At 71.2% G+C, this 25,234-nt stretch carries 24 protein-coding genes; 15 read left to right on the forward strand and 9 right to left on the reverse strand.

Features of this window, described 5'->3' with window-relative positions; translation table 11 throughout:
* Positions 1-41: 41 nt before the first annotated feature.
* Both AC061S_RS10130 and AC061S_RS10135 read right to left on the reverse strand, forming a co-directional pair.
* Positions 42-1,514 carry a cellulose binding domain-containing protein gene (locus AC061S_RS10130; protein WP_478685521.1) on the reverse strand — a complete coding sequence of 491 codons (1,473 nt, stop codon included), beginning with the start codon at positions 1,512-1,514 and terminating at the stop codon, positions 42-44.
* The gene (locus AC061S_RS10135) at positions 1,454-3,106 is read right to left on the reverse strand and encodes a beta-N-acetylhexosaminidase (RefSeq protein ID WP_478685522.1); all 1,653 of its coding nucleotides are present in this window, start codon (positions 3,104-3,106) and stop codon (positions 1,454-1,456) included. The genes AC061S_RS10130 and AC061S_RS10135 overlap by 61 nt, the downstream gene beginning before the upstream one ends.
* Before the next feature lie 231 nt (positions 3,107-3,337).
* Here AC061S_RS10135 and AC061S_RS10140 point away from each other — a divergent pair, with 231 nt between their 5' ends.
* Positions 3,338-4,183 (forward strand): GntR family transcriptional regulator, encoded by an 846-nt coding sequence (locus AC061S_RS10140; RefSeq protein ID WP_478685523.1) that lies wholly within the window; start codon positions 3,338-3,340, stop codon positions 4,181-4,183.
* Positions 4,184-4,266: 83 nt separating this feature from the next.
* On the opposite strand, the gene AC061S_RS10145 is transcribed toward AC061S_RS10140, so the two are convergent.
* The 3 genes from AC061S_RS10145 to AC061S_RS10155 all read right to left on the reverse strand — a co-directional run bounded on the left by AC061S_RS10145 (position 4,267) and on the right by AC061S_RS10155 (position 8,604).
* A complete protein-coding gene (locus tag AC061S_RS10145; RefSeq protein ID WP_478685524.1) occupies positions 4,267-5,844 on the reverse strand; it encodes a M12 family metallo-peptidase in 1,578 nt (525 codons plus the stop codon).
* A gap of 145 nt (positions 5,845-5,989) precedes the next feature.
* Positions 5,990-6,856, reverse strand: a complete 867-nt coding sequence (locus tag AC061S_RS10150) for a winged helix-turn-helix domain-containing protein (protein WP_478685525.1) — start codon at positions 6,854-6,856, stop codon at positions 5,990-5,992.
* A 125-nt stretch (positions 6,857-6,981) separates the two neighbouring features.
* Positions 6,982-8,604 carry an IucA/IucC family protein gene (locus tag AC061S_RS10155; protein WP_478685526.1) on the reverse strand — a complete coding sequence of 541 codons (1,623 nt, stop codon included), beginning with the start codon at positions 8,602-8,604 and terminating at the stop codon, positions 6,982-6,984.
* Positions 8,605-8,723: 119 nt separating this feature from the next.
* Here AC061S_RS10155 and AC061S_RS10160 point away from each other — a divergent pair, with 119 nt between their 5' ends.
* The 14 genes from AC061S_RS10160 (at position 8,724) to AC061S_RS10225 (ending at position 19,229) form a co-directional block, all read left to right on the forward strand.
* Positions 8,724-10,346, forward strand: a complete 1,623-nt coding sequence (locus AC061S_RS10160) for an IucA/IucC family protein (protein ID WP_478685527.1) — start codon at positions 8,724-8,726, stop codon at positions 10,344-10,346.
* Positions 10,347-10,397: 51 nt separating this feature from the next.
* Positions 10,398-11,036, forward strand: coding sequence for a class I SAM-dependent DNA methyltransferase (locus tag AC061S_RS10165; protein ID WP_478685528.1), 639 nt, complete (start codon positions 10,398-10,400; stop codon positions 11,034-11,036).
* A gap of 139 nt (positions 11,037-11,175) precedes the next feature.
* On the forward strand, positions 11,176-12,057 hold the full coding sequence (locus AC061S_RS10170; protein ID WP_478685529.1) for an FAD-binding oxidoreductase: 882 nt from the start codon (positions 11,176-11,178) through the stop codon (positions 12,055-12,057).
* A 340-nt stretch (positions 12,058-12,397) separates the two neighbouring features.
* Entirely contained in the window at positions 12,398-12,661 is a 264-nt protein-coding gene (locus tag AC061S_RS10175; RefSeq protein WP_478685530.1) for a hypothetical protein, read from the forward strand.
* Positions 12,633-13,157, forward strand: a complete 525-nt coding sequence (locus AC061S_RS10180) for a DUF6879 family protein (RefSeq protein WP_281208826.1) — start codon at positions 12,633-12,635, stop codon at positions 13,155-13,157. The genes AC061S_RS10175 and AC061S_RS10180 overlap by 29 nt, the downstream gene beginning before the upstream one ends.
* A 19-nt stretch (positions 13,158-13,176) precedes the next feature.
* Entirely contained in the window at positions 13,177-14,025 is an 849-nt protein-coding gene (locus AC061S_RS10185) for a helix-turn-helix domain-containing protein (RefSeq protein ID WP_478685531.1), read from the forward strand.
* Positions 14,026-14,196: 171 nt separating this feature from the next.
* The gene (locus AC061S_RS10190) at positions 14,197-14,385 is read left to right on the forward strand and encodes a hypothetical protein (RefSeq protein ID WP_478685532.1); all 189 of its coding nucleotides are present in this window, start codon (positions 14,197-14,199) and stop codon (positions 14,383-14,385) included.
* 2 nt (positions 14,386-14,387) lie between these two features.
* Positions 14,388-14,510, forward strand: coding sequence for a hypothetical protein (locus AC061S_RS10195; RefSeq protein ID WP_478685533.1), 123 nt, complete (start codon positions 14,388-14,390; stop codon positions 14,508-14,510).
* A gap of 162 nt (positions 14,511-14,672) precedes the next feature.
* Positions 14,673-15,695 (forward strand): radical SAM protein, encoded by a 1,023-nt coding sequence (locus AC061S_RS10200; protein ID WP_478685534.1) that lies wholly within the window; start codon positions 14,673-14,675, stop codon positions 15,693-15,695.
* The gene (locus tag AC061S_RS10205) at positions 15,692-16,339 is read left to right on the forward strand and encodes a dTMP kinase (RefSeq protein ID WP_478685535.1); all 648 of its coding nucleotides are present in this window, start codon (positions 15,692-15,694) and stop codon (positions 16,337-16,339) included. The genes AC061S_RS10200 and AC061S_RS10205 overlap by 4 nt, the downstream gene beginning before the upstream one ends.
* Complete coding sequence (locus AC061S_RS10210; protein WP_478685536.1) at positions 16,332-16,811, forward strand: hypothetical protein; 480 nt, start codon at positions 16,332-16,334, stop codon at positions 16,809-16,811. Before AC061S_RS10205 ends, AC061S_RS10210 begins: the two co-directional genes overlap by 8 nt.
* Positions 16,808-17,599 (forward strand): STM4013/SEN3800 family hydrolase, encoded by a 792-nt coding sequence (locus tag AC061S_RS10215; protein ID WP_478685537.1) that lies wholly within the window; start codon positions 16,808-16,810, stop codon positions 17,597-17,599. The genes AC061S_RS10210 and AC061S_RS10215 overlap by 4 nt, the downstream gene beginning before the upstream one ends.
* A 19-nt stretch (positions 17,600-17,618) precedes the next feature.
* Entirely contained in the window at positions 17,619-18,053 is a 435-nt protein-coding gene (locus tag AC061S_RS10220) for an NUDIX hydrolase (protein ID WP_478685538.1), read from the forward strand.
* Positions 18,054-18,812: 759 nt separating this feature from the next.
* A complete protein-coding gene (locus AC061S_RS10225) occupies positions 18,813-19,229 on the forward strand; it encodes a DUF4231 domain-containing protein (protein WP_478685632.1) in 417 nt (138 codons plus the stop codon).
* Positions 19,230-19,289: 60 nt separating this feature from the next.
* Here AC061S_RS10225 and AC061S_RS10230 read toward each other — a convergent pair whose 3' ends face one another.
* The 4 genes from AC061S_RS10230 to AC061S_RS10245 are packed head-to-tail and all read right to left on the reverse strand — an operon-like array spanning position 19,290 to position 25,166.
* Positions 19,290-19,772 (reverse strand): hypothetical protein, encoded by a 483-nt coding sequence (locus tag AC061S_RS10230; protein WP_478685539.1) that lies wholly within the window; start codon positions 19,770-19,772, stop codon positions 19,290-19,292.
* Positions 19,772-21,973, reverse strand: coding sequence for a hypothetical protein (locus AC061S_RS10235; protein WP_478685540.1), 2,202 nt, complete (start codon positions 21,971-21,973; stop codon positions 19,772-19,774). Before AC061S_RS10235 ends, AC061S_RS10230 begins: the two co-directional genes overlap by 1 nt.
* Entirely contained in the window at positions 21,970-23,718 is a 1,749-nt protein-coding gene (locus AC061S_RS10240; RefSeq protein WP_478685541.1) for a hypothetical protein, read from the reverse strand. Before AC061S_RS10240 ends, AC061S_RS10235 begins: the two co-directional genes overlap by 4 nt.
* Positions 23,718-25,166, reverse strand: a complete 1,449-nt coding sequence (locus tag AC061S_RS10245; protein ID WP_478685542.1) for a site-specific integrase — start codon at positions 25,164-25,166, stop codon at positions 23,718-23,720. The genes AC061S_RS10240 and AC061S_RS10245 overlap by 1 nt, the downstream gene beginning before the upstream one ends.
* Positions 25,167-25,234 lie beyond the last annotated feature (68 nt).

A 25,234-nucleotide genomic window follows, 5' to 3' on the forward strand; every position in this document is an offset into this window, starting at 1 on the left:
GGGCGGCGGACCCCGGAGCCCACCGCCGTCCGGCGGCCGGGTCAGCCGTTGGGGACGTTGTCCACGAAGACCGTGCCCGCGGTGCGGAAGCCGCCGACCTTGGCCGCGACCTGGGCCGGGGTGAGGACCTGGTCCTTGACGTGCAGGACGTAGTCCACCTTCTGGTCGTAGGCGCGGGGGGTCGAGCCGGGCTGCCCGTTCAGGTCGATCAGCCACTGGTTGAAGTTGATCGACATGGGACGCTCGGGCAGGTACCGGGCGTCGTGCGTGCCGAAGACCTGGCCGTCGACGTAGTAGGTGATGGCGTTGTCGTCGATGGTGAGCACCAGGTCGTGCCAGCCCGCGTAGCTCGTCCGGGACTCGGTGTGCTGGTTGACGGCCTCCCACGGGTCGGGGCGGTACGTCTCCCAGGACGTGGCGTAGAGGATGTTCGCGGGCTCGCCCCAGCCGCCGTTGGGGAGGTACTCGAAGTCGTACTCGGCGTAGTCGTCGGCCATCGGGGCCTTGAGGTCGTTGATGGGGAAGAAGGTCTGCACGAGGTGGTCCCCGTCCGGGCCGTACTTCGGGGCGTCGGAGAACTTCACCCGCGCCGCGTAGGTGCCGTTCTTGAACTTCATGGCCTTGGTGAGGATTTCGGTGTGCTTGGTGCTCTCGCCGGTGCCGGCCGTGGACGTCTCCAGGTTCATGACGGTGTTGCCGCCCTCGGCGGCGAAGGTGACGCTCGAAGGCGCCCAGGTGGCGCCCGGGACGCCGGGCCCGCCCGCGTTGGAGCGCACGCTCCAGCCGTGGGCCGCTATCGCCGGGTCCGTGGAGGAGGTGTACGTGAAGTCGTCGAAGAGGGTGGCTCCGGCCGGTCCCGGGTCGGTCGGGGTGGGGGTCGGCTCCGTCGGGGTCGGGGTCGGCGTGGGGTCCGGGACGTTGCCTCCGGGCGCGGTGCCCCAGACGGTGCCGGCGCCCAGCCGGGCGGTCACCTTGTCCCAGTCCCCGTACCCGGTGCGGGACGCGTCGAAGGAGTAGTCGTCGGACTGGCGCAGCGTCTGCCAGTCGGCGCGGTGGAAGCGCAGCTGCATGTCTCCGGTGTCGGCGCCCGGGGCGAGGGTGCCCGCGCCGGCGGTGAAGGCGATCTCCAGGTAGCGGTCGGCGGTGGCCGTCGGGGTGGCCAGGGTGTGAAAGGTGCCGGTGATGTGGGCGCAGCCCTTGACCGCCCATGAACAGGCGTACCGGTACTGGGTGTCCGGGGCGTCCGCCTTGAAGTAGTAGCGGAAGGTGACCTGGCTGAGGGAGACAGTGCCGGAGCCGTTGTTGACCACCTTGAACCACGGCTCCGCCTGGTCGGCGGTGGCCCCGGTCGCGCTGGTGCGGTACTGGACCTTGACGGAGTCGGCCGCGGCGGTCGCGGGCAGGGCCGTCAGGGCGGCCGAGCCGAGACCGGCGGTCAGGGCGACGGCCAGGGCTACGGCCGTACGGCGCTTGCGGATCGGGGGGCGGCTCGGGGCGTGGGTCGGGGTGCGCATGCTGCGTTCCTCTCGGGGTGGGGGGAGGGAAGGGATCGGCCGCGCACGCCGAGGGCGGCGAGCCGGGTCTGGTGGTGGCCTTGGCGGCGGAGGAAGTCCGGCCAGTCGCGGTGCGCCGACCAGGCGGTGTCCGCCAGGGCGCACAGCCGGGGGAAGGCCAGGTACTCGAGCTCGGCCGGGGTCCGCGCGTACTCGGTCCACAGCTGCGCCTGGGTGCCGAGCACGCGGCGTGCGGCCTCGGGCTCCCAGTGCGCGGGGGCGGGCTCGTTGTCGTAGACGCCCCGCAGGTCGAGCACGCCGCCGTCCTGACCGCGCGGTTCTCCGGGGTCGGCGGACTGCGGGTAGTCGAGGTAGGTGGAGCGGTACGGGGTCATGATCACGTCGTGGCCGCGCAGTGCGGCGGCCCGCCCGTGGTCCGCGTCGAGCCAGGCCAGGGCCGTGAAGGAGGCGGGCAGTTCCGTGCCGGTCCCGGTCCAGCCGAGCGGGCGGCGGCCGAGCCGGGCCAGGTGCGCCGCGGCCTCGCCGAGGAACCAGCCGTGGAGCGCGCCCGGGCCTGCCAGCCCCTCGGCGGCGATCCGGGCGCGGGCGGCCGGGGAGCGTTCCCATTCCACGCGCGGGCATTCGTCGCCGCCGAGGTGGACGTAGGGCCCGGGGAACACGTCCGCGACCTCATCCAGCACGCCCCGGCAGAAGTCGAGCACCGCGTCGTGGACCCCGAACACGTTCTCGCAGACCCCCCAGCGGGTCCACGTGTCCAGCCGGACGCCGGGCCGGTTGCCGAGTTCGGGGTAGGCGGCGAGGGCGGCGCGCGCATGGCCGGGCATCTCGATCTCGGGTACGACGCGCACCCCGCGCCGGGCCGCGTACGCGACGAGCCCGGCCAGTTCGGCGCGGGTGTAGGCGCCCTCGTGCGGGATCCCGTCACCCGCGCTCTCGGCGCGCCGGCCGCCGATCTCGGTGAGCCGGGGGTAGGCCGCGACCGGCATCCGCCAGCCCTGGTCGTCGGTGAGGTGGAGGTGCAGGACGTTGAGCTTGTGCAGCGCGAGCAGGTCCACGAAGCGGCGTACGTAGGCCACGGGCTGGAAGTGGCGCGCCACGTCCAGCAGGGCGCCGCGCCAGGCGAACCGCGGCCGGTCGGTGATCCGTACGCAGGGCAGCGACCAGCCGGCGGCGGGCGTACGGGGCTGCGCGCCCGCGCCCCCGGCGGCCAGCGCTTCGGGCGGCAGGAGCTGGCGCAGGGTCTGCACCCCGTGGAGCAGCCCCTCGGGGCGGGCCGCGCGCAGCAGGACGGAGTCGGGGCGGACGGTGAGGGCGTACCCCTCGGCTCCGAGCGGCTCCTCCCCCGGGGCGGGGGCGGCGGTGTCCCCGGGGGTCAGCAGGAAGGTGATCCGCCCGTCTGGGTCCGGGGCAAGCGGCAGCCCGGTGGCGGGGGCGAGCAGTTCGCGCAGCAGGGCGGCCGCCGCCTCGGCGCCGGGACCGGCGCGCAGTCCGGTGCGGTGGTCGAGGGTGAAGCGGCCGGGCAGGGCGGTGACCGAGTCGGGGCGCGGGACGAGCGCGAGGTCGGGGCGGAGGCAAGCGGCGGCATCGGTCACGGTCTCGGAGATTCCTCACCTGGCTGTTCCGTCAACTCGTCCGAGAAGACTTGGAGTTGACCAACTGACCAATTGGTTAGCTGAGTGGCTAGAAGGTGACACGGCCCGCCTGCGCCGTCAACCCCGCACGGACTGAAAAAATTCGACGGACTCCTCGCGCCCCCGCCTCCCCGAGTGGTTAGATACACATGACCAGTTGGACAGGTGAGCAGAGAGAAGTGGGGGCGGGCCATGACGAAGGACGCAACCGACTCGTCAGGATCCGTACTCAAGCGCGAACGGGTCCGCGAGCACCTGCTGGGGCTCATCGACATCAGGCGGCCCGGCGACGCGATCCCCTCCGAACGCACCCTGTGCGCCACCCTGGAGGTCTCCCGTCCGACCCTGCGCGCGGCGGTGGACGAGCTCGTGGCCACGGGCCTGCTCGTGCGCGAGCACGGGCGCGGGATGTTCGTCGCCCCCGCCAAGATCACCCAGGAACTGGCCGCCGACGAGGCGGCCTTCGCGATGCGGCAGGCGGCCGGCCACTGGTCCAGCCGGATCCTGGAGCACTCCACCGTCCAGGCGGGCGCCCGGATCGGCCGCCGGCTGCGCATCTCCCCCGGTGCGAGCCTGCTGTACATCGCCCGGCTGCGGCTGGTGGACGGCGCCCCGATGGCCATCGAGCACCTGCACATCCCGGCCGATCTGGTGCCGGCCCTGACCCCGGCGGAGCTGGAGGCCGGTGACCTCTACGAGCATCTACGCGACCACCACGGCGTGTTCGTGCACGAGGCGCAGCAGTCCATCGAGCCGACGGTGGTGAACGAGGGAGAGGCGGGCCTGCTGGACGTCCCGCTGCTCTCCCCCGCGCTGCTCATCGAGCGGCTCACCACCGACTCCACCGGCCGGCCGGTGGAGTACGTGCACTCCGTGTACCGGGGCGACCGCTACCGGATCGTCTCGCGGCTGGCCCTGGGGGTGTCCCCGGGAGCCGGGCGGCCCGGGGGCCACCACCCGGGGATCCCGCCGGGCGACCTCGGCCGCCGGGCGGTCATCACGTCCACCACGACCGGGGACGTCCACACGAGCACGTGAGCGCGCCGTGCGGGTCCGCCGGAGGCGGGCCCGTCATCCCCACCGTCCCCCATCCACCGTCCCCATCCACCGTCCCCCGTCCGTCAGGTGCGGACGAAGACCGCCTTGAGGTCGTGGGCCCGGTCCATCGTGACGTTGACCTGGGAAGCGGTGATCGAGTGGCGCTGCCCGTCCAGCTCCCACGCGGCGATCCGGTACCCGCGCGGCGGGGTGGCGGTCACCTTGATCGAGGTACCCGCCCGGTACGGGCCCCAGGTGTCGGGGCGCAGCCCCTCGCCGAGGGTCAGGGCGTAGCGCTGGCGGAGCTGCGCGGGGGCGCGGTAGCCGGCGACGAGCGGGGTGGTGATCCGGGCGACGGCCGCGTTGTTGTTGTAGGCGTCGCCCAGTGGCTGGCCGTCCCAGGTGTTCTCGGTGTTCGAGTACTGGTTGACGGCCGTGCAGGGTCCGCCGCAGGCCGAGGAGTAGGCCATCAGCGTGTGGTAGCGGCGGTCGGGAGTGACGTAGCCGGTGCTGTAGGGGGTCGTCAGGTAGGGGCGGTAGTCGGCGCCGCCCGCCTGCTCGTCCAGGGTGGTCCGGTCGTGCCACAGCCCGAGGTTGTGGCCCACCTCGTGGCCGAAGTTGTACCAGAGCGCCACGGTCCGGTAGTCGACGACCGAGTACGCCTGGTCGTCGGTCTTCTCGCTCGGCGGCTGCGGGAGGTTGCCCTGCCCGCTGCTCATACCGTTCGGGACCTCGATCATCAGGGAGACCAGGTCGGCGCCGTACTTCTCGCGCAGCGCGGCGGCCGGGGCGCCCAGCCGCGGCTCCCTCGGGTTGGAGATCAGGCCGTGGACGACCGGCGCGGTCTCCTGGTCCGCCGGGGCGTAGTAGTTCGCCTTGTAGGTGGCCACGATGTCCACGCTCGCCTTGATGTTGCTGTCGGCGAAGGCGTGGTTGATGCTCGTCTCCGCGAAGGCGATCCGGGCGAGCATCGCCTCCTCCCCGCCCATGCCCCACTCGGCGCGCGGGGTGTAGCCGACCACCATGTCGATGACGACCGGCTCGGCGGACGCGGCGCGGGTCATCAACTGCCTGCGCGCCTCCGCGATGACCGCCGGGTCGGGGTTCTCGTACTGCGGGTCGGCGTCGTCCTGCGGGGGCTTGACGTGGAGGTCGGGGTCCTCCTCGGTGATCAGCAGCCGGCCCGGTTCGTTGCGCGGCTGTGCGATGCGGTACGCCCTCTCGCCCAGGTCGAAGAGGGCGTCCACGCCGACGGTGTCCGGCCTCGCCCCGGCGGCGCAGACTCCGGTGGTCGACAGCACCACCCGGCGGTGCACCCCGGGCCCGACCGGGTGCCCGTCGACCCTGACGACCTCACCGCTCCATTGGACGGCGCCCCCGGCCGGGTCCCGCTCCACGCCGGACTCCACCACCTCGATGGAGGTGTCGGAGAACGGCCTGAAGGTGTGCCGGCGCGGGGTGCCGAACGGCTGGTCCGCGCACAGCCAGCGGTAGTCGGCCAGATCGAGGTCGACGGTGCGGCTGCGCAGGACGTGGCCGGGCGGCGCGGGCTCGGCGGTCGGGTGCGCGGGCGCGGCGGCCAGCGCGGGAGGCAGGCCGAGGGCGGTGGCCGAGAGGGCGGCGAGAAGCCCGGTGGCCAGGCCGAGACGAGAGATGATCATGCTCGTACGAACGCACGTCCACACCGGACCGGTCTACGCCGACACCCGCTCCCGCGCCCGCGTCACCCGGCCACGCCGCCCCGGCTCACCCTGACGGGCCCGGTGCGCCGCGAGCCCGGCCTGATCGGCAAGACACCCCACAGCACTAGGTCACCCGGAAGCCGATGGCGGCCGGGGACCGGTCGAAGGTCAGCCGGTCCCAGGTGGGGAAGGCGAGATCGGTGACGGCGAGCAGCCGGCCGGCGGCGTCGTGCAGGGTGCGGCGTACGGTGAGGCCGCCGGCCGGGGTGGCGGCCCGGGGCGAGTTGGTCCGGGTCATGGTGATGGTCTCGGCGACCCGCCCGGCCCGCGCGGCCCCCTCCAGCCAGTGGTGCAGGGGACCGAGGTCCTCGTCCCGGACGCCGGCCACCAGGCGGTCCCGGTAGCGGGCGAGTTCGGGGGTCCGGACGACGGTGCGGGGACAGAGGTACGTCACCGCGTGCCGCCGGGTCTGGCCCGTCGGGCCGCTTTCGCGGTGGTGGTGGACCAGGGTCTGCTCCCCGCCGCGCATGCCGAGCTGCTCGGCGAGCGCCGGAGCCAGGGTGACGAGGGTGAGCCACGCCTGGGCGGGTGCCCCGGCGGGCGCCTGCGTCGGCGTGGCCGCCGTGGCGGGGGCGGCCCCGACCGCCGGGGCCGGTGCGGAGGCCTGGCCTGGGGCGGAGGCCTGGCCGAACGCCGGGGCCGGGGCCGGATGGCCGGCCGGGAACGGCGCCGGGGTCCGGTGCGCCGGTACCGGGAAGGCCAGCCGGGTGCCGCGCCGGCCGGTGACGACGAGGCCGTCCTCCCTCAGGTGCTGGAGGGCGGCCCGGATGGTCTGCCGGTTGACCTCGTAGCGGGCGGCGAGGCTGCGCTCGGAGGGCAGCCGGGCGCCGGGGGTGAGTGCGGTGAGGTCGAGCTCGCGCCGCAACGCTGCGGCGATCCGCTGGTACTTGGGCATGGCGGCCGGGCCGCCGCCCCGCGAAGGGGAGGGCATGGCTTCTCCTCTGACGGGAGGTCAAGGACTGCGCGGTCTGCTCGACCAACGTAGCATTGGTCTATACCTGTCGGTGAGAGGGGATCCGGTATCCGGACCCTGTTTGGCCGGAACCGCACGCTCGCTCAGGGCCGCAGCGGATTGGGAAGCGGCAGGTAGCGGGCGTCGGCGCCGTCGGCGCGGGTCCAGCGCAGCAGCAGGTTGGTCTTGGCCGGGAGGTTCGGTGCGGCCAGCAGAGCGGCGACCTCGGGCAGGTCGTGCTCGGCGCCGAAGCGCTGGAACTCCGCACGGGCGGCGGGCCACAGGTCCCCGGCCGCCTCCGGGTGGCTCTCCGCGAGCGCGCCCGCCACCTCGGTCAGGTGGTTGACCACCAGGCAGTAGACGAGGCGCTGCCAGGCGGCTTCCCGGTCCAGGTCCGGGAGGAGCTTCACGCCCTCCGCGTCCCGGAAGAGGGCCTGCGCGGGCATGCCCTCGGCGTCGACGGCGACCAGGGTGTTCTGGAGGTGTGCTTCCAGCACCACCCCGTGCCGGGCGAAGAGGTGCAGCACGGGCGGCACCACCTGGCGCAGGTACGCCCGCCACCACCCGGCCGGGTCGGCCGTTCCCGCCAGCGGGCTGCCGGGGTACCCCTCCGCCAGCGCGGCCGCCAGCAGCGGCGTGACCCCGGGCTCCGCGTGCGCCTCCAGCCCGTCACGGACCAGTACGGCGAGCTCCTCGAAGGCGAACTCGGCCGTCCGGTACCCCCGGTCGGGCAGCCAGGCCGCACCCGACCCGGACCGGCGCAGTTCCGCGAAGCCCGCCTCGACCGCCGCGTCCGTGCGCCGCAGTTTCAGCAGGTCGTGGCGCCACAGCCGGCGCACGTCGTTGGTGATCCGCACGTCGAGGCTGAACTTCACGAACAGGTCGTCGGCCGCGCCTGCGCCACGGCCGCCGCCGGGAACGTACAGGGTCCGGATCGAGGCGGTCGGCCAGACCGGCACCCGCCCGGTTCCCAGCGACAGCAGCCTCCCGTCCGCGAAGGCCTCGCGGACGGCGGGCCTGCCCGCGACCAGGTCGAGCTGCCAGGGGTGGGCGGGCAGCAGCCGGTAGCCGGCCGGCGCGCGCGGCCCGCCCAGCGCCTCCGCGAGCGAGTCCACCGCGGCGGCCGCGGCCGGCCCGCCCTCCTCCGCCACCTGGTCCTCGCGCACGCCCAGGAAGGCCAGCGGGAAACGGGCGTAGGCCTCGGGGGCGTACGGCAGCCAGCCGTTGGCCGGCCCGCCGCCCCGGGCCTTGGGGGCCGGGTGGTGGGGGTGCCCCATGACCAGGGACTGTTCGGACCGGACGTACGGGTCCGCCGGCGGTGGCGTGGCCGCGCGGAAGGCCAGCAGCGCGGCGATGGTCTCGCGGCTGTCGGCGATCTCGACCGGGAGCTCGTCGTTGGACACCCCGGTGTACTGGCGCAGTTCGTCGGAGACGAGTTTGACCAGCTCGGTATGGGTGAGCGGATGCCAGCCGGCCCCCGTCCCCAGCTCGGGCCGCTCGGGCCTGCGCCCGGCGCGCACGCGCAGCAACCGCCCGCTGCCCGACAGCCGGTACGCGCACCAGCCGTCCCCCTCGGAACCTTCGGACCCCCCTGAGCCTCCTGACCCGGTGGCCCCGGCGAGCGGGACCGGTTCGGCGGCCTCCCGAAGGAGGCAGTTCAGGAGCGGGGCGGCCGCGTAGGTGTCGGCAGCGGCGTTGTCGGTGGCTTTGGGGTCCACGGATTCCATTCGGTACGTCCAGAGCGCCGGAGGTGCGCGGGGGCGTATCACCGGCCGTGATCTTCAGTATCCGCGATGATGAAGTGATCATCACGTCATCCGAGAGGACCGGGGCCCTGGATCCCAGCATGCACCTCCCCGCCACCCCGGCCGAAGAGGCCGTCGCCGCCGAACTGGCCGGACTGTCCGAAACCGGCCCCGCCGGACCGGCCGCCGCACCCCCCGGCCTCGGGTCCGCCTACGCCGCCGCGCTCCCCGGTGCGCGGGCCGCCGTACTCACCCGGCTGTGGCGGGCGTTCGCTTTCGAGCCGCTGCCGTGGATCACCCACCGGGAGCCGGGTTCCGGCTCGCTCGCGCTCCGGCTCGCCTCGGGCTCCCGGCTGGAGGGCCCCCTCCCCGACCCGTACGCGACGACCTTCTCGGCCGCCCGCGCGTCCGCGCCCCCCGTCACCGAGCTGCTGCTCGACGGCCGCCCGTACCGGCGCGCCGCCCCGCTGGTGGCGGCGCTCGGGCTGCCGTACGGGGAGGAGTTCGCCGCCGAGCTCGACGAGAGCACGGCCTCCCTCGCCCTGTCCCGCGCCGGCCAGCCGGTCGGCCAGCCCGTCGGCCCGCCGGTCGGCCAGGGCCCTGAGGACCTGGCCGCCTGGGAGTGGGAGCAGCGGGTGGTGGACGGCCATCCGTACCACCCCAACTGCCGCTCCCGCCCCGGTTTCACGGTGGCCGAGCAGCTCGCGTACGGGCCCGAACACCGGCCGGTGGTCACCCTGGGGCTGGCGGTCGTACGGGAAGGGGAGTGCCGGGTGACCGGGGAGTGGCCGGACCGGTGGCGGGAGGCCGGGCGGATCCTCGTACCGGTCCACCCCTGGCAGGCCGAGCACGTGGTGAAACAGGGGGAAGCGAAGGAGGGCTGGCACGGGCACGAGCTGCGGCCCGGGCCCGCCGCGCATCCGTTGATGGCCCTGCGCACCCTCTCCCCCGCGGACGGCGGGCCGCACGTCAAGACCGCGCTCAGCACCCGCCTCACCTCCTCCGTGCGGGACATCTCCGTCTACTCCATCGAGACGGCGGCCGCGGTCTCCGCCTTCGCCCAGGGCCTGTCCGAGCGGCTCGACGGCCGCCTGCACATCACCCGCACCCTGGGCGCCGTCACCGCCGGCAGCCCGGACCTGGCCGCCGTGCTCCGCGAGCCGCCCGAGGCGTACGCGGACCGGAGCGCGGGCGAGCGCGTCCTGCCCGTTGCCGCCCTGGCCCTGACCCCGTACGCGCGCTCCGAAGCCTGGCGGGCCGGTTTCGCCCGCCTCGCGCTGTCGGTGTGCCTACGGGTCCTGGACCTCGGAGTGGCCCTGGAGGCCCACAGTCAGAACCTCCTGGTCGTCCTGTCCGCCGACGGCGCCCCGCTGCGGCTCGTGTACCGCGACCTCGCCGACATCCGGATCAGCCCGGCCCGCCTCGCCCGCCACGGCCTGTCGGCGCCACCGCTGTCGGGGCGGCTGATCACCGACGACGTGACCCTCCTGCGCCGCAAGCTCTTCGGGTCTCTGGTGGCGGGGGCGCTCGGCTCCACGGCCGGTTCGGCCGCCGCGCTCGCGGCGGATCTGGCGGCGGCCGCTCCCGGCCTGCCCGCCACCGAGGACACCCGGGCGCTGCTGACCGGGCCGCTGCCGACCAAGGCGCTGACCCTGATGCGGCTGAGCCCGGGGGTGCCGGGCGATCAGTGGGCCGAGCTGGACAATCCGCTGACCGGGGGCTGAGTTCGGGGCACGGGCGGGCTACTGTCCGGGGGCATGGAATCGACTTCGCGCATGAACTCCGTCCGGTCGTCCTACGACTCCGTCGCCGCCGACTACGCCGCCCTGCTGACCGGAGAGCTGGAGCGCAAGCCGCTGGACCGGGCCATGCTGGCCGCCTTCGCGGAGTGCGTGCGCGGGGACGGGCCCGGTCCCGGCCGGGCGGTCGCGGACCTGGGATGCGGTCCCGGCCGGGTGACGGCGCACCTCGACGGCCTGGGAGTACGGGCCTTCGGGGTCGACCTGTCCCCGGCGATGGTGGCGGTGGCCCGCCGGACGTATCCGGGGCTGCGGTTCGAGGTCGGCTCGATGGCCGCTCTGGACATCGCGGACGGGGTCCTCGGCGGGGTGCTGGGCTGGTACTCCATCGTCCACACCCCGCCCTCCGAGCTGCCCGCGCTGTTCGCCGAGTTCGCCCGGGTGCTGGCTCCGGGCGGGTACCTGCTGATCGCGTTCAAGGCGGGCGACCGTCAGCACCGGCTGGAACACGCGTACGGGCATCCGGTCGACCTCGACGTGTACTGGACCCCGCCCGGGCTGATCAGCGAACTGCTGTCCGGGGCGGGCCTGGCCGAGACGGCCCGCCTGGTCCGGGAACCGGGCGCCGCGGAGATGTCCCCGCAGGGCTTCCTGCTGGCCCGGCGGGCGGGCTGACTCCGGCCGGACCGCGACGAGGCGGCCCGGCCGGAGCCGCCCCCCGGGGGCGCCCGGGCATCGGCCGTTCGGGGGGCAAGCCGGCCCCCCGTGGTCCCGCCTTCGCCCCGAACGGGCAAGGCGGTGGCAGGAAGGAGGGATGACCCTCCACCGCCGCCAGGTCCTCGCGGGAGCCGCCACGGGCGTCCTCGCCTCGATCGGCGCGACGGCCCGCGCGACGCCCCGCACGACGACCCGCCGCGCGGACCCGGACTACGGGGCCTTGGCCCGTACCCTCGACGGCCGGGTGGTCACGGCGGGCGACCGGGACTACGACGAGGCCCGGCAGCTCTTCCAGCCCCGCTACGACACGGTCCGGCCCGGCGCGGTGGCCTACCCCGCGCACCCGGGCGACGTGGCCGCCTGCCTGGACTTCGCCCGGCGCTCGGCCGTCCCCGTGGTGCCGCGCGGCGGCGGCCACGGCTACGCGGGCTGGTCCACCCGCGAGGCCGGACTCGTCATCGACACGGGCGTCATGGCGGAGGTGGCCGCGGAGTCCGGGACCGGGGTCCGGATCGGCGCGGGCGCCCGGCTCGGGGAGGTGAACGCGGTCCTCGCCGCGCGGGGCAGGGCCGTCCCGACCGGTCTGTGCCCCTCCGTCGGCATCGCCGGTCTCACCCTCGGCGGCGGGCTGGGCCTCTCCTCCCGCTCCTGGGGCGCCACCTCCGACCGGCTCGCGGGGGCGACCGTCGTGACCCCCGACGGGATGGTCCGCGAGGTCGGCGCCGACCGCGATCCCGACCTCTTCTGGGCCCTGCGCGGCGGCGGGGGCGGCAACTTCGGGGTGGTCACCGGGTTCCGTTTCCGCACCCACCCGGTCTCCGACTGCGCCTTCGCGGAACTGCGCTGGTCCGCCGCCGCCTCCCCCGCCGTCCTGCGCGGCTGGCAGCGCTGGCTGGAGGCTCTGCCCGATCCGTTTATCCCCGCACTGATCGTGTCCCCCGCTGGTCATGTCCCCCAGCAGAGCCGCCGGAACAGCTGAGGGTATCGCGGACGGTGCGGACCCTGGTGTCGCATTCGACACCACTGAACAGTACCGCGACGTGGTCAGCATCACACCCGATCAGGTCAGATGTGCTCCAGCTCGGCGACGGCGGGGGCCCGTGTGCGGACCGGAGAGGCCCGCCCGGGTGTATGCGGCCACTTCTGGACGGCGCCGACGGGGCTGTCCACCCTCCGGGCCGGCCGCGGGGTCTTCGCGTTTTCTGGACTCAAATCCCGCCAACCTGGGGCTCGTTCCGGGCCACACCCTTGACGGCCGCAGCCCGGAGGAGAAACGTCACCCGCAAATCCGCGCAATCACCTGGACAAGGGAGACGGCCGTGACGCTACGGTTCGGCGGGATGGACCCCAGCACCACCGGCGGCGGCTCGCCCACCGTGTGGGTGGACGACGAGACGCGGGAGCTGGTGATCCAGGGGTGGGTTCCGAGCGAGGAGCTGCTGGCGAAGATCAGCACGACCGAGTGGGTACCCGGCCACGACACCGGCATACCCGAAGGCGAGAACGTGACCCGTATGCCGCTTCGTATGGCCGCGATCCTGAGGAAGGCTCTCGATGACGCAGAACGCGCCGGACTTCTCTGAACTCCTGGGCTCCGCCCGGCACACGGCGGCCCACCTTGAGATGCGGGACGTATACAGCGTGGGCGAGGAGATCGCCACCTTCGACCGGTTCCTGGCCACCGGCGAGGCCGACCTGGACCCGGAGTCCCCGCTCTGGCTGGGCTGGACCCCGATCGCCCGCGAGGCTGTCGGCCGGGGCGTGGCCATGCGACGGGCCCGGATCGTCTCGGAGCCGGTCACCGACTACATCCGGTACGAGCACGCGCTGACCCCCGTCAACATCGCCATCGGTGAAGACGTCCGCTGGCTCCCTCGCCGTCGCGCGTCGGACATCGCCTTGCCAGGGAATGACTTGTGGCTGATCGACAACCGCCTGGTCATGTTTCATTTCTGGACCGGTGAAGGCGACTGGGCCGGCCACGAGTTCACCGAGGATCCCGCCGTGGTGAAGATGGTCACCGATGCCTTCGAAACGGTGTGGGAGCGCGCCGTCCCCCACACCGAGTACACCGTCTAACCCGACCCGACCGCCCTCCATGCCCTCCTCCCCCTCCTCCCGTGCGCAGGCGGCCCGCGAAGCCCTCGCCGTGCGCCTGTCCCACATACGCAAAGACGCCGGTCTCACCGGGCGGGAGCTGTCCGCCCGGTGCGGCTGGCATCCTGCGAAAACGACCAGGATCCAGAAGTCCGAGATGGCGCCCTCGGACGCGGACATCCGCGCCTGGTGTGCCGTCTGCGGCGCCGAGGACCAAATCGGCGACCTGATCGCAACCTCCCGCGTCGTGGACTCCATGTACCAGGAGTGGCGCAAGTTGCACCGCAACGGAATGCGCACGGCCCAGGAGGACTGGACCACCCGGCATGAGCAGACCGGGCTGTGTCGGGTGTACGTGTCGAACGCTGTGCCGGGATTCCTCCAGACCCCCGCGTACGCCACAGCGCTCATGCAAGCGATCACTACTTTCCAGGGCACCCCTGACGACGTCACCGAGGCGGTAGCCGCCCGCGTCGCACGCTCCCGGTTCCTGTACGAGGGCGGTCACCGCTTCGTCGTGGTCATGGAGGAGTGGGTCCTGCGCGCCCGCTTCGGCGGATCGGAGACGATGGCCGCACAGCTTCGCCACCTCCTCACGGTGCAGCCCCTGGCGTCGGTTTCGCTGGGCATCATCCCGGCCACCGCACAGCGCGTCATCTGGCCGCTGGAGGCGTTCTACCTCTTCGACGACCGCCAGGCCGCCGTCGAAACCCTGACCGCCGAGATCAACGTTTCTCAGCCCCGTGAACTCGCGGACTACGCGAAGGCGTTCGCCGGCCTGGCGAGGATGGCCGTCTACGGCGATGCGGCGCGGGCCCTGATCGAGAACTCGATCGACGCCTGCGGGTGAGATTTCGCAATTACGCGCAACTTCATTGAGGCCAACTCGCCCCCTTCCCTACGGTGATGGAACGTCACTCGGGGTGGTCATCAGCCCCCGGGTGACTCCCCAGCAGCGGGCCGCCGGGCCCTGACGCCGTGCGGCCCGCTGCCCTCCACAGCAGGCAAGGAGTGACGTCCCATGCCCCAGCAGCCTCTCCCGCACAAGCCATTGGCCCGCCAGCTCGCCGACCAGCTCGCCGACCAGCCCGCCGCCGGGGACAGCGAGCACGACAGCCCCGACCCGAGCCCCGGCCTGCTTGCCCGCTCGGATCAGGGCCTGGCCCGGTTCGCGGCCAGTATCGAAGACCAGCCGGACGACGACCGCTGACCGTGGACCGCTTACCCGGCCGCGACCCGTGGGGCTGGCGCCAGCAGCTGGCCGTCCTGCTCTACGTCCTGATCGTCAGTGTCCTCGTCATCACGCTCGCCATCGCCGGGACCCCCAGCTCATGATCTCCTCGCCCCGCTGATCTCGCAGGCTTCAGCGGGGGTGGGGGCACGAATCCGCCCGACCCTTCCCGGCAGTCGGCGGCGGAGTCGGCGCCGGAGGTTCTCGTCCCCCATGCACCCCCGGCGCCATCCACGCACCACTCGAACATGATCGAGAGGAGCACCATGCCCATCCTCCTGCCGTTCGCTGCACCCCGCACCGACTGGACCGCGCTCCGTAACTTCGCCGCCCTGCACGGACAGTTCCGCGTCTCTCTCACGCCCCGGTGCAACGTGGCCTGCTGGTTCTGCCACAACGAGGCCGATGTCCCCCCGCCCCTCACCCGCCTCGACCGGACCCAGCAGCCGCGTACCCGCCACTACGGGGCCGACGAGTTCCTGACCGTCATCAACGCCATGCAGGACGCCGGACTGCGGCGGGTGTTCTTCACCGGCGGGGAGCCGCTGACATCACCCCTTGCCCGTGACGTCCTGACCGGGCTGCGGCCGAGCGGCCCCGACGGCTCGTACACGCTGATCACCAACGGCACCCGGGTCCGCACCCATCAGGAATGGCTCGCCCAGACACCGCTCGACACGGTGAAGGTGTCGCTGCATTACTTCTCCGACGAGTCGTTCAAGGCCATCGCCGGGACCCGCATCGGAATCGACTGTGTCCTCGACGGCATCGAGGCGGCCCGCGAGGCATTCGAGCGTGTCGAGCTGAACTGTCTCCTTCAGAAGGAGAACGCGCACGAGGTCCGCGACATCCTCACCTTCGCCCTCGACCGCCGCATGCCGGTGCAGTTCATCGAGCTGGTGGGTACCGACTTCAACGAGGACCGCGCCAAGTCCGCGGTCCCCGCCGACGACATCATCAGCCACCTGCGGACCCTGACCAGAGACGAACGGACCGAGATCGCCGGGGTCGGCCAGGGGCGCCGAGTCTTCACCGTGGACGGGGTGGAGATCGACGTCATCCACCGCGACCTCGGCCGCCACCACGTCGGCCAGTGCGGCACCTGCCCCGTCCGCCCGAAGTGCGTCGAAGGATTCTGGGCCCTGCGCGCCGACCACGCCGGCGGAGTCCAGCCCTGCCTCCTTCGCGACGACCTCCGCCTAGACATCAAGCACCTTCTGGCCGCACCGGACCGCCTCGCCGAGGCCGTCGCCGGACACGTCACGGCCTTCACCGAGGGGACCCTGTGATCCGCACCGCGCTCCTTCCTGCCGCGTTCGAACCCACCCCGCACGACGAGCACCACGACGCCCCCTTCGTTGCCCTGGAAAGCGTCTCCGGCGTCGGGAAGTCCACGCTGACCGCCGAGCTCGCCCACCGCCTGAACGGGACCGGCATCCACACACTGGCCCCGCCCCACTCCGGCTGGTCCGACGAAGCCCATCGCATGCGCCCGCTGCCGAACCTGGCGTTCTACCTCTCCGGACTCCTGCACGTCTCCGACCGCATCCGCCGCGCCCTGGCCATCGGCCCCGTCATCGCCGACCGCTACGCGTCCTCGGTCACCGCCTGCCAGGCCACGATCCACGGCATCGACATCGCCGAAGTCGATCGCTTGATCGCCCCGTTCCGGCCTTACCTCGTCATCCCCGACCACACCTTCTACTTGCGGTGCTCCGAAGAAACGCTGCGAGAGCGCATGGCCGTCAAGGGCGACACCAAGCAGGACGACATCGACCTCTTCGCCATCCCCGGCCGCCTCAAGCAGCTCACCGCGAACTTCGAGGCCGTCGCCAAGGACGACCCCACCGCGATCATGCTGGACACCGACGGCCTCACCCCCGGCGACATCGCTGACCTGATCACCGCCCACCTGGAGAGCCACCGTGCTTAACCCGATCAACACCGACAAGGTCATCCGCGACGGCGGCGCCATCGGCCGCCTCCCCGACGAAATCCATTCCGGCGTCGCCTGGTGGATGGCGGCATGCTTCGTCATGACCACCCGCGCCGACCGCCTCGCGGTCGCTCACGACGGCAAGGCCGCCACCGCCGAGTTCTTCGACCGCATGTGCCAGGGCGCCATCAACGTGCAGCACTACGCATGCCTCGTCCTGGACCGGGGGATCGCCGGCCAGGACGAACTCCTCGCCACCATGAAGGAGCTGGACCGCGTCCCGGGAATGCGGGTCACCTCGGACCAGGACATCGTCACCATCACCCTCTACGACCGCGACGGCAACCCGCTGACCGAACAGACCGGCCTCCTCGTCATCCGCCGCATGATCGCCGAGGACCGTGTGCCGATCCCCGTCAACGCCGAATGCAAGGGCCGAATCCAGAGTTACGCGGAGGCGGCCGGGTGATCAACGCCGCCGACATCATCGAGTCCGGCACGAGCATCCTCTTCGTCACCCTGGATTCCCTCCGGTACGACGTCGCCCGCGCCACCACCCACGCCGGCCGCACCCCACACCTGGCCAAGCTCCTCCCCGGCGGCCAGTGGGAGGAACGCCGCACCCCGGGTAGCTTCACCCTCCCCGCGCACATGGCGTTCTTCTCCGGCTTCCTGCCCAAGCTCCCGCAGCCCGAGCAGCCCCCACGGCTGTGGGAGTGCCGCCCGCCGGCGTTCAAGGAAGTGGACCCCGCCACCTTCGTGTTCGACGCACCGAACCTGCTCACCGGGCTCGTCCAGCACGGGTACCGCACCGTGTGCGTCGGCGGCGTCACCTACTTCTCCCGCGAGACTCCGCTGGGCTCCGTCCTCCCGGATCTGTTCGATGAAGACCACTGGCGCCCGGAATTCTGCTCCCCCGAACCCGACTCCACCCGCCACCAGGCCGACGAAGCCCTCGCCCTCGCCCGCAAGTACGAGGACCGACCGCTGTTCCTGTTCGTCAACATCTCCGCCACCCACGTACCCCACGGCCACTACCTCGGCAACAGCGTCGACAGCTGGGCCTCCCAAAGCTCCGCCCTCGCCTACGCCGACGAACACCTTGGCCGCCTGGTCACTGGCCTTACCAGCACGAAACGCTGGCTCATCATCATCTGCGCCGACCATGGCGACGCCTTTGGCGAAGACGGTTACCACGGCCGCGGAATCGCACACCCCACGGTGATGAATGTGCCGTTCGCCGCCATGCTGCTCTAGTCCTCACTACGCTCGAACCATGGACGCACACCCCGAAGAAATGCGCTCCGCCGCCGTGGTGGTCGCCCGCGACGAGCACGGCCTGGTCGCGCTGCTCACCTCCCGCTTCCCCCGCCATGGCGGCGACTTCCTGTTCCTACCCGGCGGACGCATGGAGGCCGGCGAAGACCCCGAAGCCTGCGCCCGCCGTGAGCTGCGCGAAGAGGCCGGAGTCACCGCCTCCTCCTGGCGCCCGCTCGGCGCGTACGCCATCACCCTCGGCACCACCGCCCGCATTCACCTCTACCTCGCCGAAGGGCTGACTCTCGGCCCGCAGGAGCTGGAACCGTCCGAAGCGGACTTCAAGCTCACGTGGTGGCCTATGGCCGACGCCATCACCGCAGCCACCGAAGGCCGCTTCCTCCTCCAAGGCGGACCCCTCGCGCTCCTCCTCGCCGACCGGACCCGCGCCTGACCCCGCAAACAACGCCGGCTACGTAGGGCTGTGGCGGCCGCCCACGGGCAGCGTGCGGACGTTCCCAGCCCCATCGATGGCTTTGCGTAACCGCTGGGTCCCGAGCCTCTAACCGTCGTCGCAACACCACAGATCAGGTGGTGCGATGTTCGAGATCCGCAAGAATCGAGTGGCGGGCCGCGGGTAGCCTTCCCCTCGCCCCTGGCGCCACCTACCGGACACCAAAAGGGGGAGTCCTACCGTGCCCGACTCCACGCCTCCCACTGACCATCCGCCGGCGAGCGGGGATGTTACCTACGCCCCATGGGTGTTCGCCATCCTCAACCGACTCAACTACGGCGAGCGATCCCTCACGCGTGAAGACGCATTCAAGCCATGCCCTGATGCGGATCCGCCGATTACCTGGGTGGATGTCGAAGCATTCCTTGGGTCCGCTTTCATGGCTGACGTGAAATGGCTAAAGCCCTGGTTTGTTTATCCGTACACCAAAGATCCGAACAGGGCCGTTGTTCGGTACAGCCACAGAGACGGCGGCGATAGCGTATGGAAAAACGTCTCGATCCATAAGCATTTGCCAGCTACGCGTTCCCCTACATGGGGAGATGTCATCTCCCATGTACTCAAGAGCATGGCGGCCCTGTACCAGACATTTCCCAGCACTCGGAAATCTCCCGGTGGGCTCGTGACAGTACCCGATCCCGAGCATTACCCGCAGACAGACCCCGAGGGAAATAACGAGCTGGATCCTACCGGGAGTCGATCCCGCAGGAGATCGATCGACTACGGCGCGAGACCAGGTATTACCGGCGAGTGCATAACTTCTTCCAGTGGGGCCTGTTCGCCGCTGCGGTGACCATGTCGGTAACTGCCGCGGTCTATGACCCGCCGCAGCCTGGTAAAGCAATCCTGATTGGACTGGCGGCTTTCGTCAGCTTCACCACGGCAGTAACCGGATATTTCAAGTTCCGGGAACGTGCATTCAACTTGCAACAGACCTCCGATGCCATCGACCAGCAGGTCACTGCCTATGACCTGGGCATCAACCCCTACAACCAGGGGGATGCGGCGGCCAACCTGGAGCGGCTTGCCGAGACCGTGGAGTCGCTGCGCGTGGAACAGCGCAAGCGCGAGCAGCAGCTAGAGCAGCCCCACCAAGGACAGCAAGAAGTCATCTGACCCGCGCGTCCACACGACAGCGCCCCGCCGTCGACGTTGAGGGATGGACGCTGGTGGTGGTTACACGGGGCTTGGACGGCCGCCCACGGGGAGCATACGGACGTTCCCGGCGCCGTCCAGTGCCCGGCGCAGCCGCTGGATTTCCTCGTGCTGGGCGGCGAGCTGTGACACGGCGCGGGTACGGAACTCGGTGAGTTCGGTGATGGTGTCGTTCCGCTGGGCGACCCGGGTCCGCAGCTGGTCCACCTCGCCTTTCAGTCTGGTGATCTGTGCGTCCCGAGGGTCGATGATCTCCCCGGCTTCCTGCCGGGTGCGTACGAGCCGCTCGAACTCTGCGGCGTGGTGCTGGTACGGGCCGGGCCGCTCGGCCCCGGCCCGGTCCTTTTTCGGGTAGAAGCCGGTCCTGGACACGCCGGCCTCGGCGGCCAGGGTCCTCAGGTCGCACCGACCGCCGGGCGGGATCTCGCCCCGCAGCAGCCGGTCCATGGCGGCCCGGATGGCCTGCTCGTTGCGCTGCTTGGTCTCTTCGCTGATGCGTCCCATCACTGCCCCCTCGTGGTGCCGGTACCCATGTTGATGTCGATCTCGTTCAGGACCCGGGCGGTCCGGTCCAGGTCTGCGCGCACACGCTCGCGTGCCGCCGTGTGGCCGCGCGGGATGGTTCCCAGGAACACCTTCGTCTGGCGGGCGTTCTCCTCCCACACCGGCCGGTGGCACGGGTGGTGTGTGGCCTGCGGGCAGCGCGAGGAATCGCACAGTCCGGCCATGGGCTGGGAATCCGCGGTGACCTCGGCCCCCGCGATCTTCAGGCAGAGCGCCTTGTGCGGGTCCTTGAACCAGCAGTAATTCGCGGCGCCGACGTGGAGGTACTGGGCCTGATGCCGCAGCAGGTTGACCAGCTGCCGGTCCGAGTCCATCGTCTTCGGGTCCCCCGCCACGTGCTCTTTCAGCGCGGTGTCCACGTGCGTGAAGGTGGCGATGACGTCGCGGGCGCCGGGGCCGGACGGCATGATCCCGGCCTGGAAGTCACGGAACGCGGCGGCCGTCAGCTCCATGCGGTGCTCGCTCTCCTCCTCCCCAACCTCGGCGAGGAAGATCCCCTGCGCGCCGCCGGGCCGGTGGGCGTAGCCCTCGGTCGTCGCGATGTGCACGTGCTTGAGGTGGATTTTCGCGGCGATCAGCCCGCCGGGCCGGTAGGCCAGGGCGATAGCCAGGGTTCGGCGGAGCGACCGCCCGTTAACTGGACCGTCCGGAATCGGCGTGAAACCGAGGCGGGCGCCCTCGGGCCCGTTCACCCACTTCCGGAACCTCTGGTAGGCCATCGACGTTTCGAGGGCTTTCATGCCGAACATAGCGCCGTGCAGTACACCGCCTCGGCGGGCGATCCGGGCCGCGAGCGCTACGGCCTTCCACGCTTCTTCGACCACCACCCACTCTTCTGGTGTACCTCCGAGCTCCTGCCCCTTGATCAGCCGGGATGCAAGGCGGTACCGCATGGCCCCGCTGTATGCGGGGGTGGGCGGGAGGCAGGAGTCTTCGGTGAGCTCGGCCAGCTCGCTGGCTCTCATCCCGCTGACGGCGGACGTGACCAGCATGCAGGCGTGTTGCACGACGCGGCCGAGGTGCCGCAGCTGGACACGGTCAAGGGGGAGCGTCCACGGGACCATGCCGGCGTTGTCTGCGCGCTGGACCAGGGCCGCCTGGCGGCCGCTGATGTCCTGTACGCCGACTTTGGTCACGGCATCTTCGAGGAGCGGGCGGAAAAGGTCCAGCTGCTGCCGGGTCATGACCCGGCAGCTGGCGCCCTCTCGCATGAGGTGGTCCAGGTTCACTTCGAGCAACGGGTCCGACGGCGACCATCCCTTGGCCGACAGGCGGCAAGCGATCTCCCGGTGAGCCAGGCGAGGGAGCGGGACGCCGTCGCGTACGTAGTTCCCGATGTTGTCGGAGAATCCGCGCTTCTGCTGGTCGGTCAGACGACGGTGTTGAATCATGGCGGCTTTGTCCGCCATGTGCGCATCATGCCGTTCGATCTCTTCGGCGACGTGCGGGCCGATCGTCTCGACCACCCAGAGCGCGGCGGACAGCATGGGCTGGAAAACGTGGTCCGGGACCGGGCCGACTTTGTTCCCTGGGTTCGGCTTGTGGCCGGTGACGTCGGCCGCCGTGCGACCGCCCCAGGGCTGGAAGCCCGGGGCGTAGGCGTCGTGGGTGAACAGCTCGCGGTACATGGCCAGGTACTGGATGGGGAGGATGTAGTTGATGACGGATGCCGGGGTCCGGTTGCCGTCACCTCTTGTGCGGCGGGACACCAGCGCGAGGTAGCGGTCGCAGTGTTCCTGTTCCACTTCGGTGAGGGTCCGGACGCCTTCGGCCGACAGCCAGTTCAGCCAGTTGGTCAGGTGCTGGACCATGTAGTACATGCCGCTGATCGCCCTCGGTGAGCGGAAGGCATCCGGCAGTACGGCGACCCGTTCATCGGCCGGGGCGAGAAACGCCAGGGCGAGCTCTTTCGCCATGACCCGCCACACCGGATCCACGATGACGGAGAAGTTCCACCGCAGTCGGAACCGGGCCAAGTACTTGGGGGCACCGGCCACCCCTGACAGGTCCCACAGGTCGTCATCGAACCGGACCCTCGGCGCTCCGGGCTTCAGCGTCAGCCCTGCCACCTGACAGACGTCCAGGCCCGCGAACAGCGACGGGTGGGCGGTGTGCAGCAGGTGGTTCATCGCGACCGTCATACGGTCATCTCCTCGGGGCGCAGGGGTACCTCGTCGTCGGTATCGCTCACGCTGGCGGCCGCCTGTTCCAGGACGGCAGCGGGGAAGGCGGCGAGGATGTCCCGGTCGAGTCGGTTGGCGTACGGGCCGAACACGGCCACGAACTGGGCGGTGGTCATCTGCCGGTACTGCCGTGCGAAGTAGGCGCGCAGGCGCAGCAGGTTCGGCGCGTGCCGAGGCGTGAACACGGCCAGGGGGCAGAGAAGGCACACCCATGGGCGGGCCGGGCAGGGTTTTCCGGCGGGCCCGTGGAGGCCGGCGAGCTGGTCTTTGCATGACGCGGTGAACACGTCACGCTCCCCGCTCAGGAGCTCGGCCAGGGCGTCATCGCTGACTCCGAGGCTGGCGGCAGTGGCGGGCAGGTCGGCCGCCGCGCGGGCCGCTGCCTCCAGGGTGAGCACCACCGGGGGGAGGGCCCGCCGCAGAACGTCGGCCTGGCTCTCCTCGATAATGGTTTCGACGGCGTCCATCTGGGCCGGGGTCTGCGCGGTCAGGTAGCGGTCGCCCTCCACGGCGGCCGTGTGGTTCGGGTCGATGGCCGCGTTACCCGTCCAGCCCTTACGGCTCAGGGTGTTCACGTAGGTCGTGCGGATCCGTGACGCATGGAGGTGCAGCGGCTTCCCGGCGTCATCGGCCAGTTCCAGACGCGCGGCCAGCCCGCTCGTCCTGACGGACTGGCTCTGTCCGCATTCGGCCTGCCCGGTAATGACGTACCCGGCTGCCCGGTCATCGCCAGGCCGGGAGGCGAGACGGACCCGAAGCCACAGTTCCCCACGGGCGTCCTCGGGTGCGTGCCTGCGCAGGAGGGCCGAGTGTTCCAGCCACCGCTCGATGAGCCGGACCGGGCGGCCGGTGAGGTTGACGGACTCGGGGCCGCGCCGGCCCTTGATGTAGTTCAGGAGTACGGAGGCGTCGCCGGACCACATCACGTCACCGAGACCCAGCCCAGAGATTCCGTCGGGCACCACTCCGGTGTAGACGCCGAACAGCATCCGATACGCGGAAACGATCTTTCCCGACGGGTACAGGGCATCTTGGATCTGGGCGCGGCCGATCCGTTCCACGCTGAAGCGAGCACAGCCAACGCTGGCCGCGAGCGCCCGGGTGGACATCGGCCCGTGCTCCATGAGTTCGTGGGCCACGTTCGCCGGGGTGATGCCACCCACGCGGGGATCCTGGCCCACTGCTGCGGACGCCACGGCCCGCTGATGATCTGCCCAGCTGTCTTGTATGACCGACCGCAGGGCATCGGTGATGCGCTGCCACTCGCCCTCACTGTAGGGCTGGAGCGGCGTGGTTTTGGGCCGCACCTTGTTGGGGCGTCCGTTCAGGAAGCGGACGACGTCCGGCGCCAGGGTGCCGCCTTTCTGGTGCGCGGTGCGGAGCAAGGTCCGCGTGACATTGGCACGGCCGAAACTTGCGGCCAGCCAGTACCGCATGAGGAGCGGGCGTGTCAGCTCGGACGTGCCGCCGGTGAATCCTTCGCCGGCCAGCCAGCGGACGAGTCCGCGCAGGCCAGCCGCGTATTCGATGGCGGTCTTCCGGGCCGCGATCGTTCCGTGCGGGTGGACCAGGTCGGGGAGCCCGGTGGCCAGCTCGGTGGCCAACCCCTGGTTCGGCAGGGTGTCGAACGCGGTCACGTACCGGCTGCCGTCGGGGAAGACGAATTCGATGCGCAGGGGGTCGTGGTGGATGTGGGCGGGCATCAGATGTCGGCTCCGAACTCGGTGTCGGCTTCGGCCTGGGCGTCATCGTCGTCGCCGGCCTGGCCGTTGCTGGCGTAGGCGTCGCGGTAGATCCGCTGTACGTCCAGGCGTCGCAGGTAGATTTCGGTGGTCGTCACGGAGGAGTGTCCGAGCAGGTCGCGCAGGATCATCAGCGGGTCGGTCTTGGTCAGGTAGAGGGCAAGGCCCGCGTTCCCGCTGGTGTCGGTGACCAGTGCGGCGGCGCGCTGGTAATAGCCCTTCACCAGGGCTTCCAGGGTCTCCATGGCGAAGGTGTGGCGGAGCATGTGGGCGTGGACCGTGGGGAATCGGGGTTCGTACCGTTCGCGGATGCGCTGCGAGGTGCGCCGGAACGTGGTGTCCCAGTCGACGAACGGGGTGCCGGTGGACTGCACGGCGATCATCGGTGACGTGCCGTCCGCGTTGACCAGTCGCAGGCGTTCGGCAGGGGTGAGGCTCCGCCACGGTGTCCGGTGACCGTTGATCCGGGCGCCCTCCCAGTCGGGTTTCTCCACCGTGAGCGGCGGGCCGATACGGGCCGCTGGCCGGTACGGGGTCCGGGTGACGGCGGCGTCCCGGTCCAGGTCCACGTACTGGCGGACGTCGGCCAGTGCCTGGTGGCTGGTCCAGGTGGCCCTGGCCTTGTGACCTTTCGTGGTGGCCTCGGCGATCGGGAACCACACCGGCACGGGGGTGCGGCGGGCGGGCAGGGCGGGGAGTTCGTAGGTGAGGAGGTAGGTGAACTCCTGGGCGCGCAGTCCGGTGGCCACGGCGAGGCTGCCCATGGCGGCGTTGCGGGACAGCTCCCGCCCCCGGAAGAAGCTGTCGGGTGCTCCGTCCGGGTCGAGACCGGCGAGGGCCCGCAGGAAGAGGTCCCGGAATCCGGGCTCCAGGTATTTCATGGTCGCGTGCGGTTTGGTCCGGCGGACGGACGCCGTGTTTCGGCGGGTTTCGACCGGCCTTGATTCCTTGGAGTACCGGGTGGCCATGGCGTACGAGAACGGGACCTTCGCGCAGTGATCATTGTCGACGGCCCACGTGTAGAAGCTGGCCACCACGTTGATCCGGTGGTTCCAGGTGGAGCCGTCCCAGCGTGCTTCGAGCGGGCCGGCGAGCCGGTGCTCCGCGAAGGCTCCGAGCGCGGCCCGCAGTTCCTCGCGGTCGGCGAACGGGTGGACCTGCTGCGCGGCCAGGAACTCCAGCCAGGAGCGGACGGCCTGGGCGTACGACTTCCACGACTTCGCCGCCGGTACTCCGCTGATCGGCAGTTCCCGCAGCCACGCGTTCACGGCGACCGTGGGGCGCGGTCCGTTCTCGTCCTCGAATCTCAGGTCGTCGTCGATCAGGACCGGCATGCCCTGGCGGATCAGGGGTTCTCGTTCCAAATCCCAGGACTCCCACCCGTCGCGGGTGAAGTAGGTGAGCAGCATGCCGACACCCTAGGTGAACCGACACCGTTGAGGGCAGTGGATAAGAACACCGTTGCACTATCCCCCTG

This window comes from Streptomyces sp. CA189 (assembly GCF_056428985.1).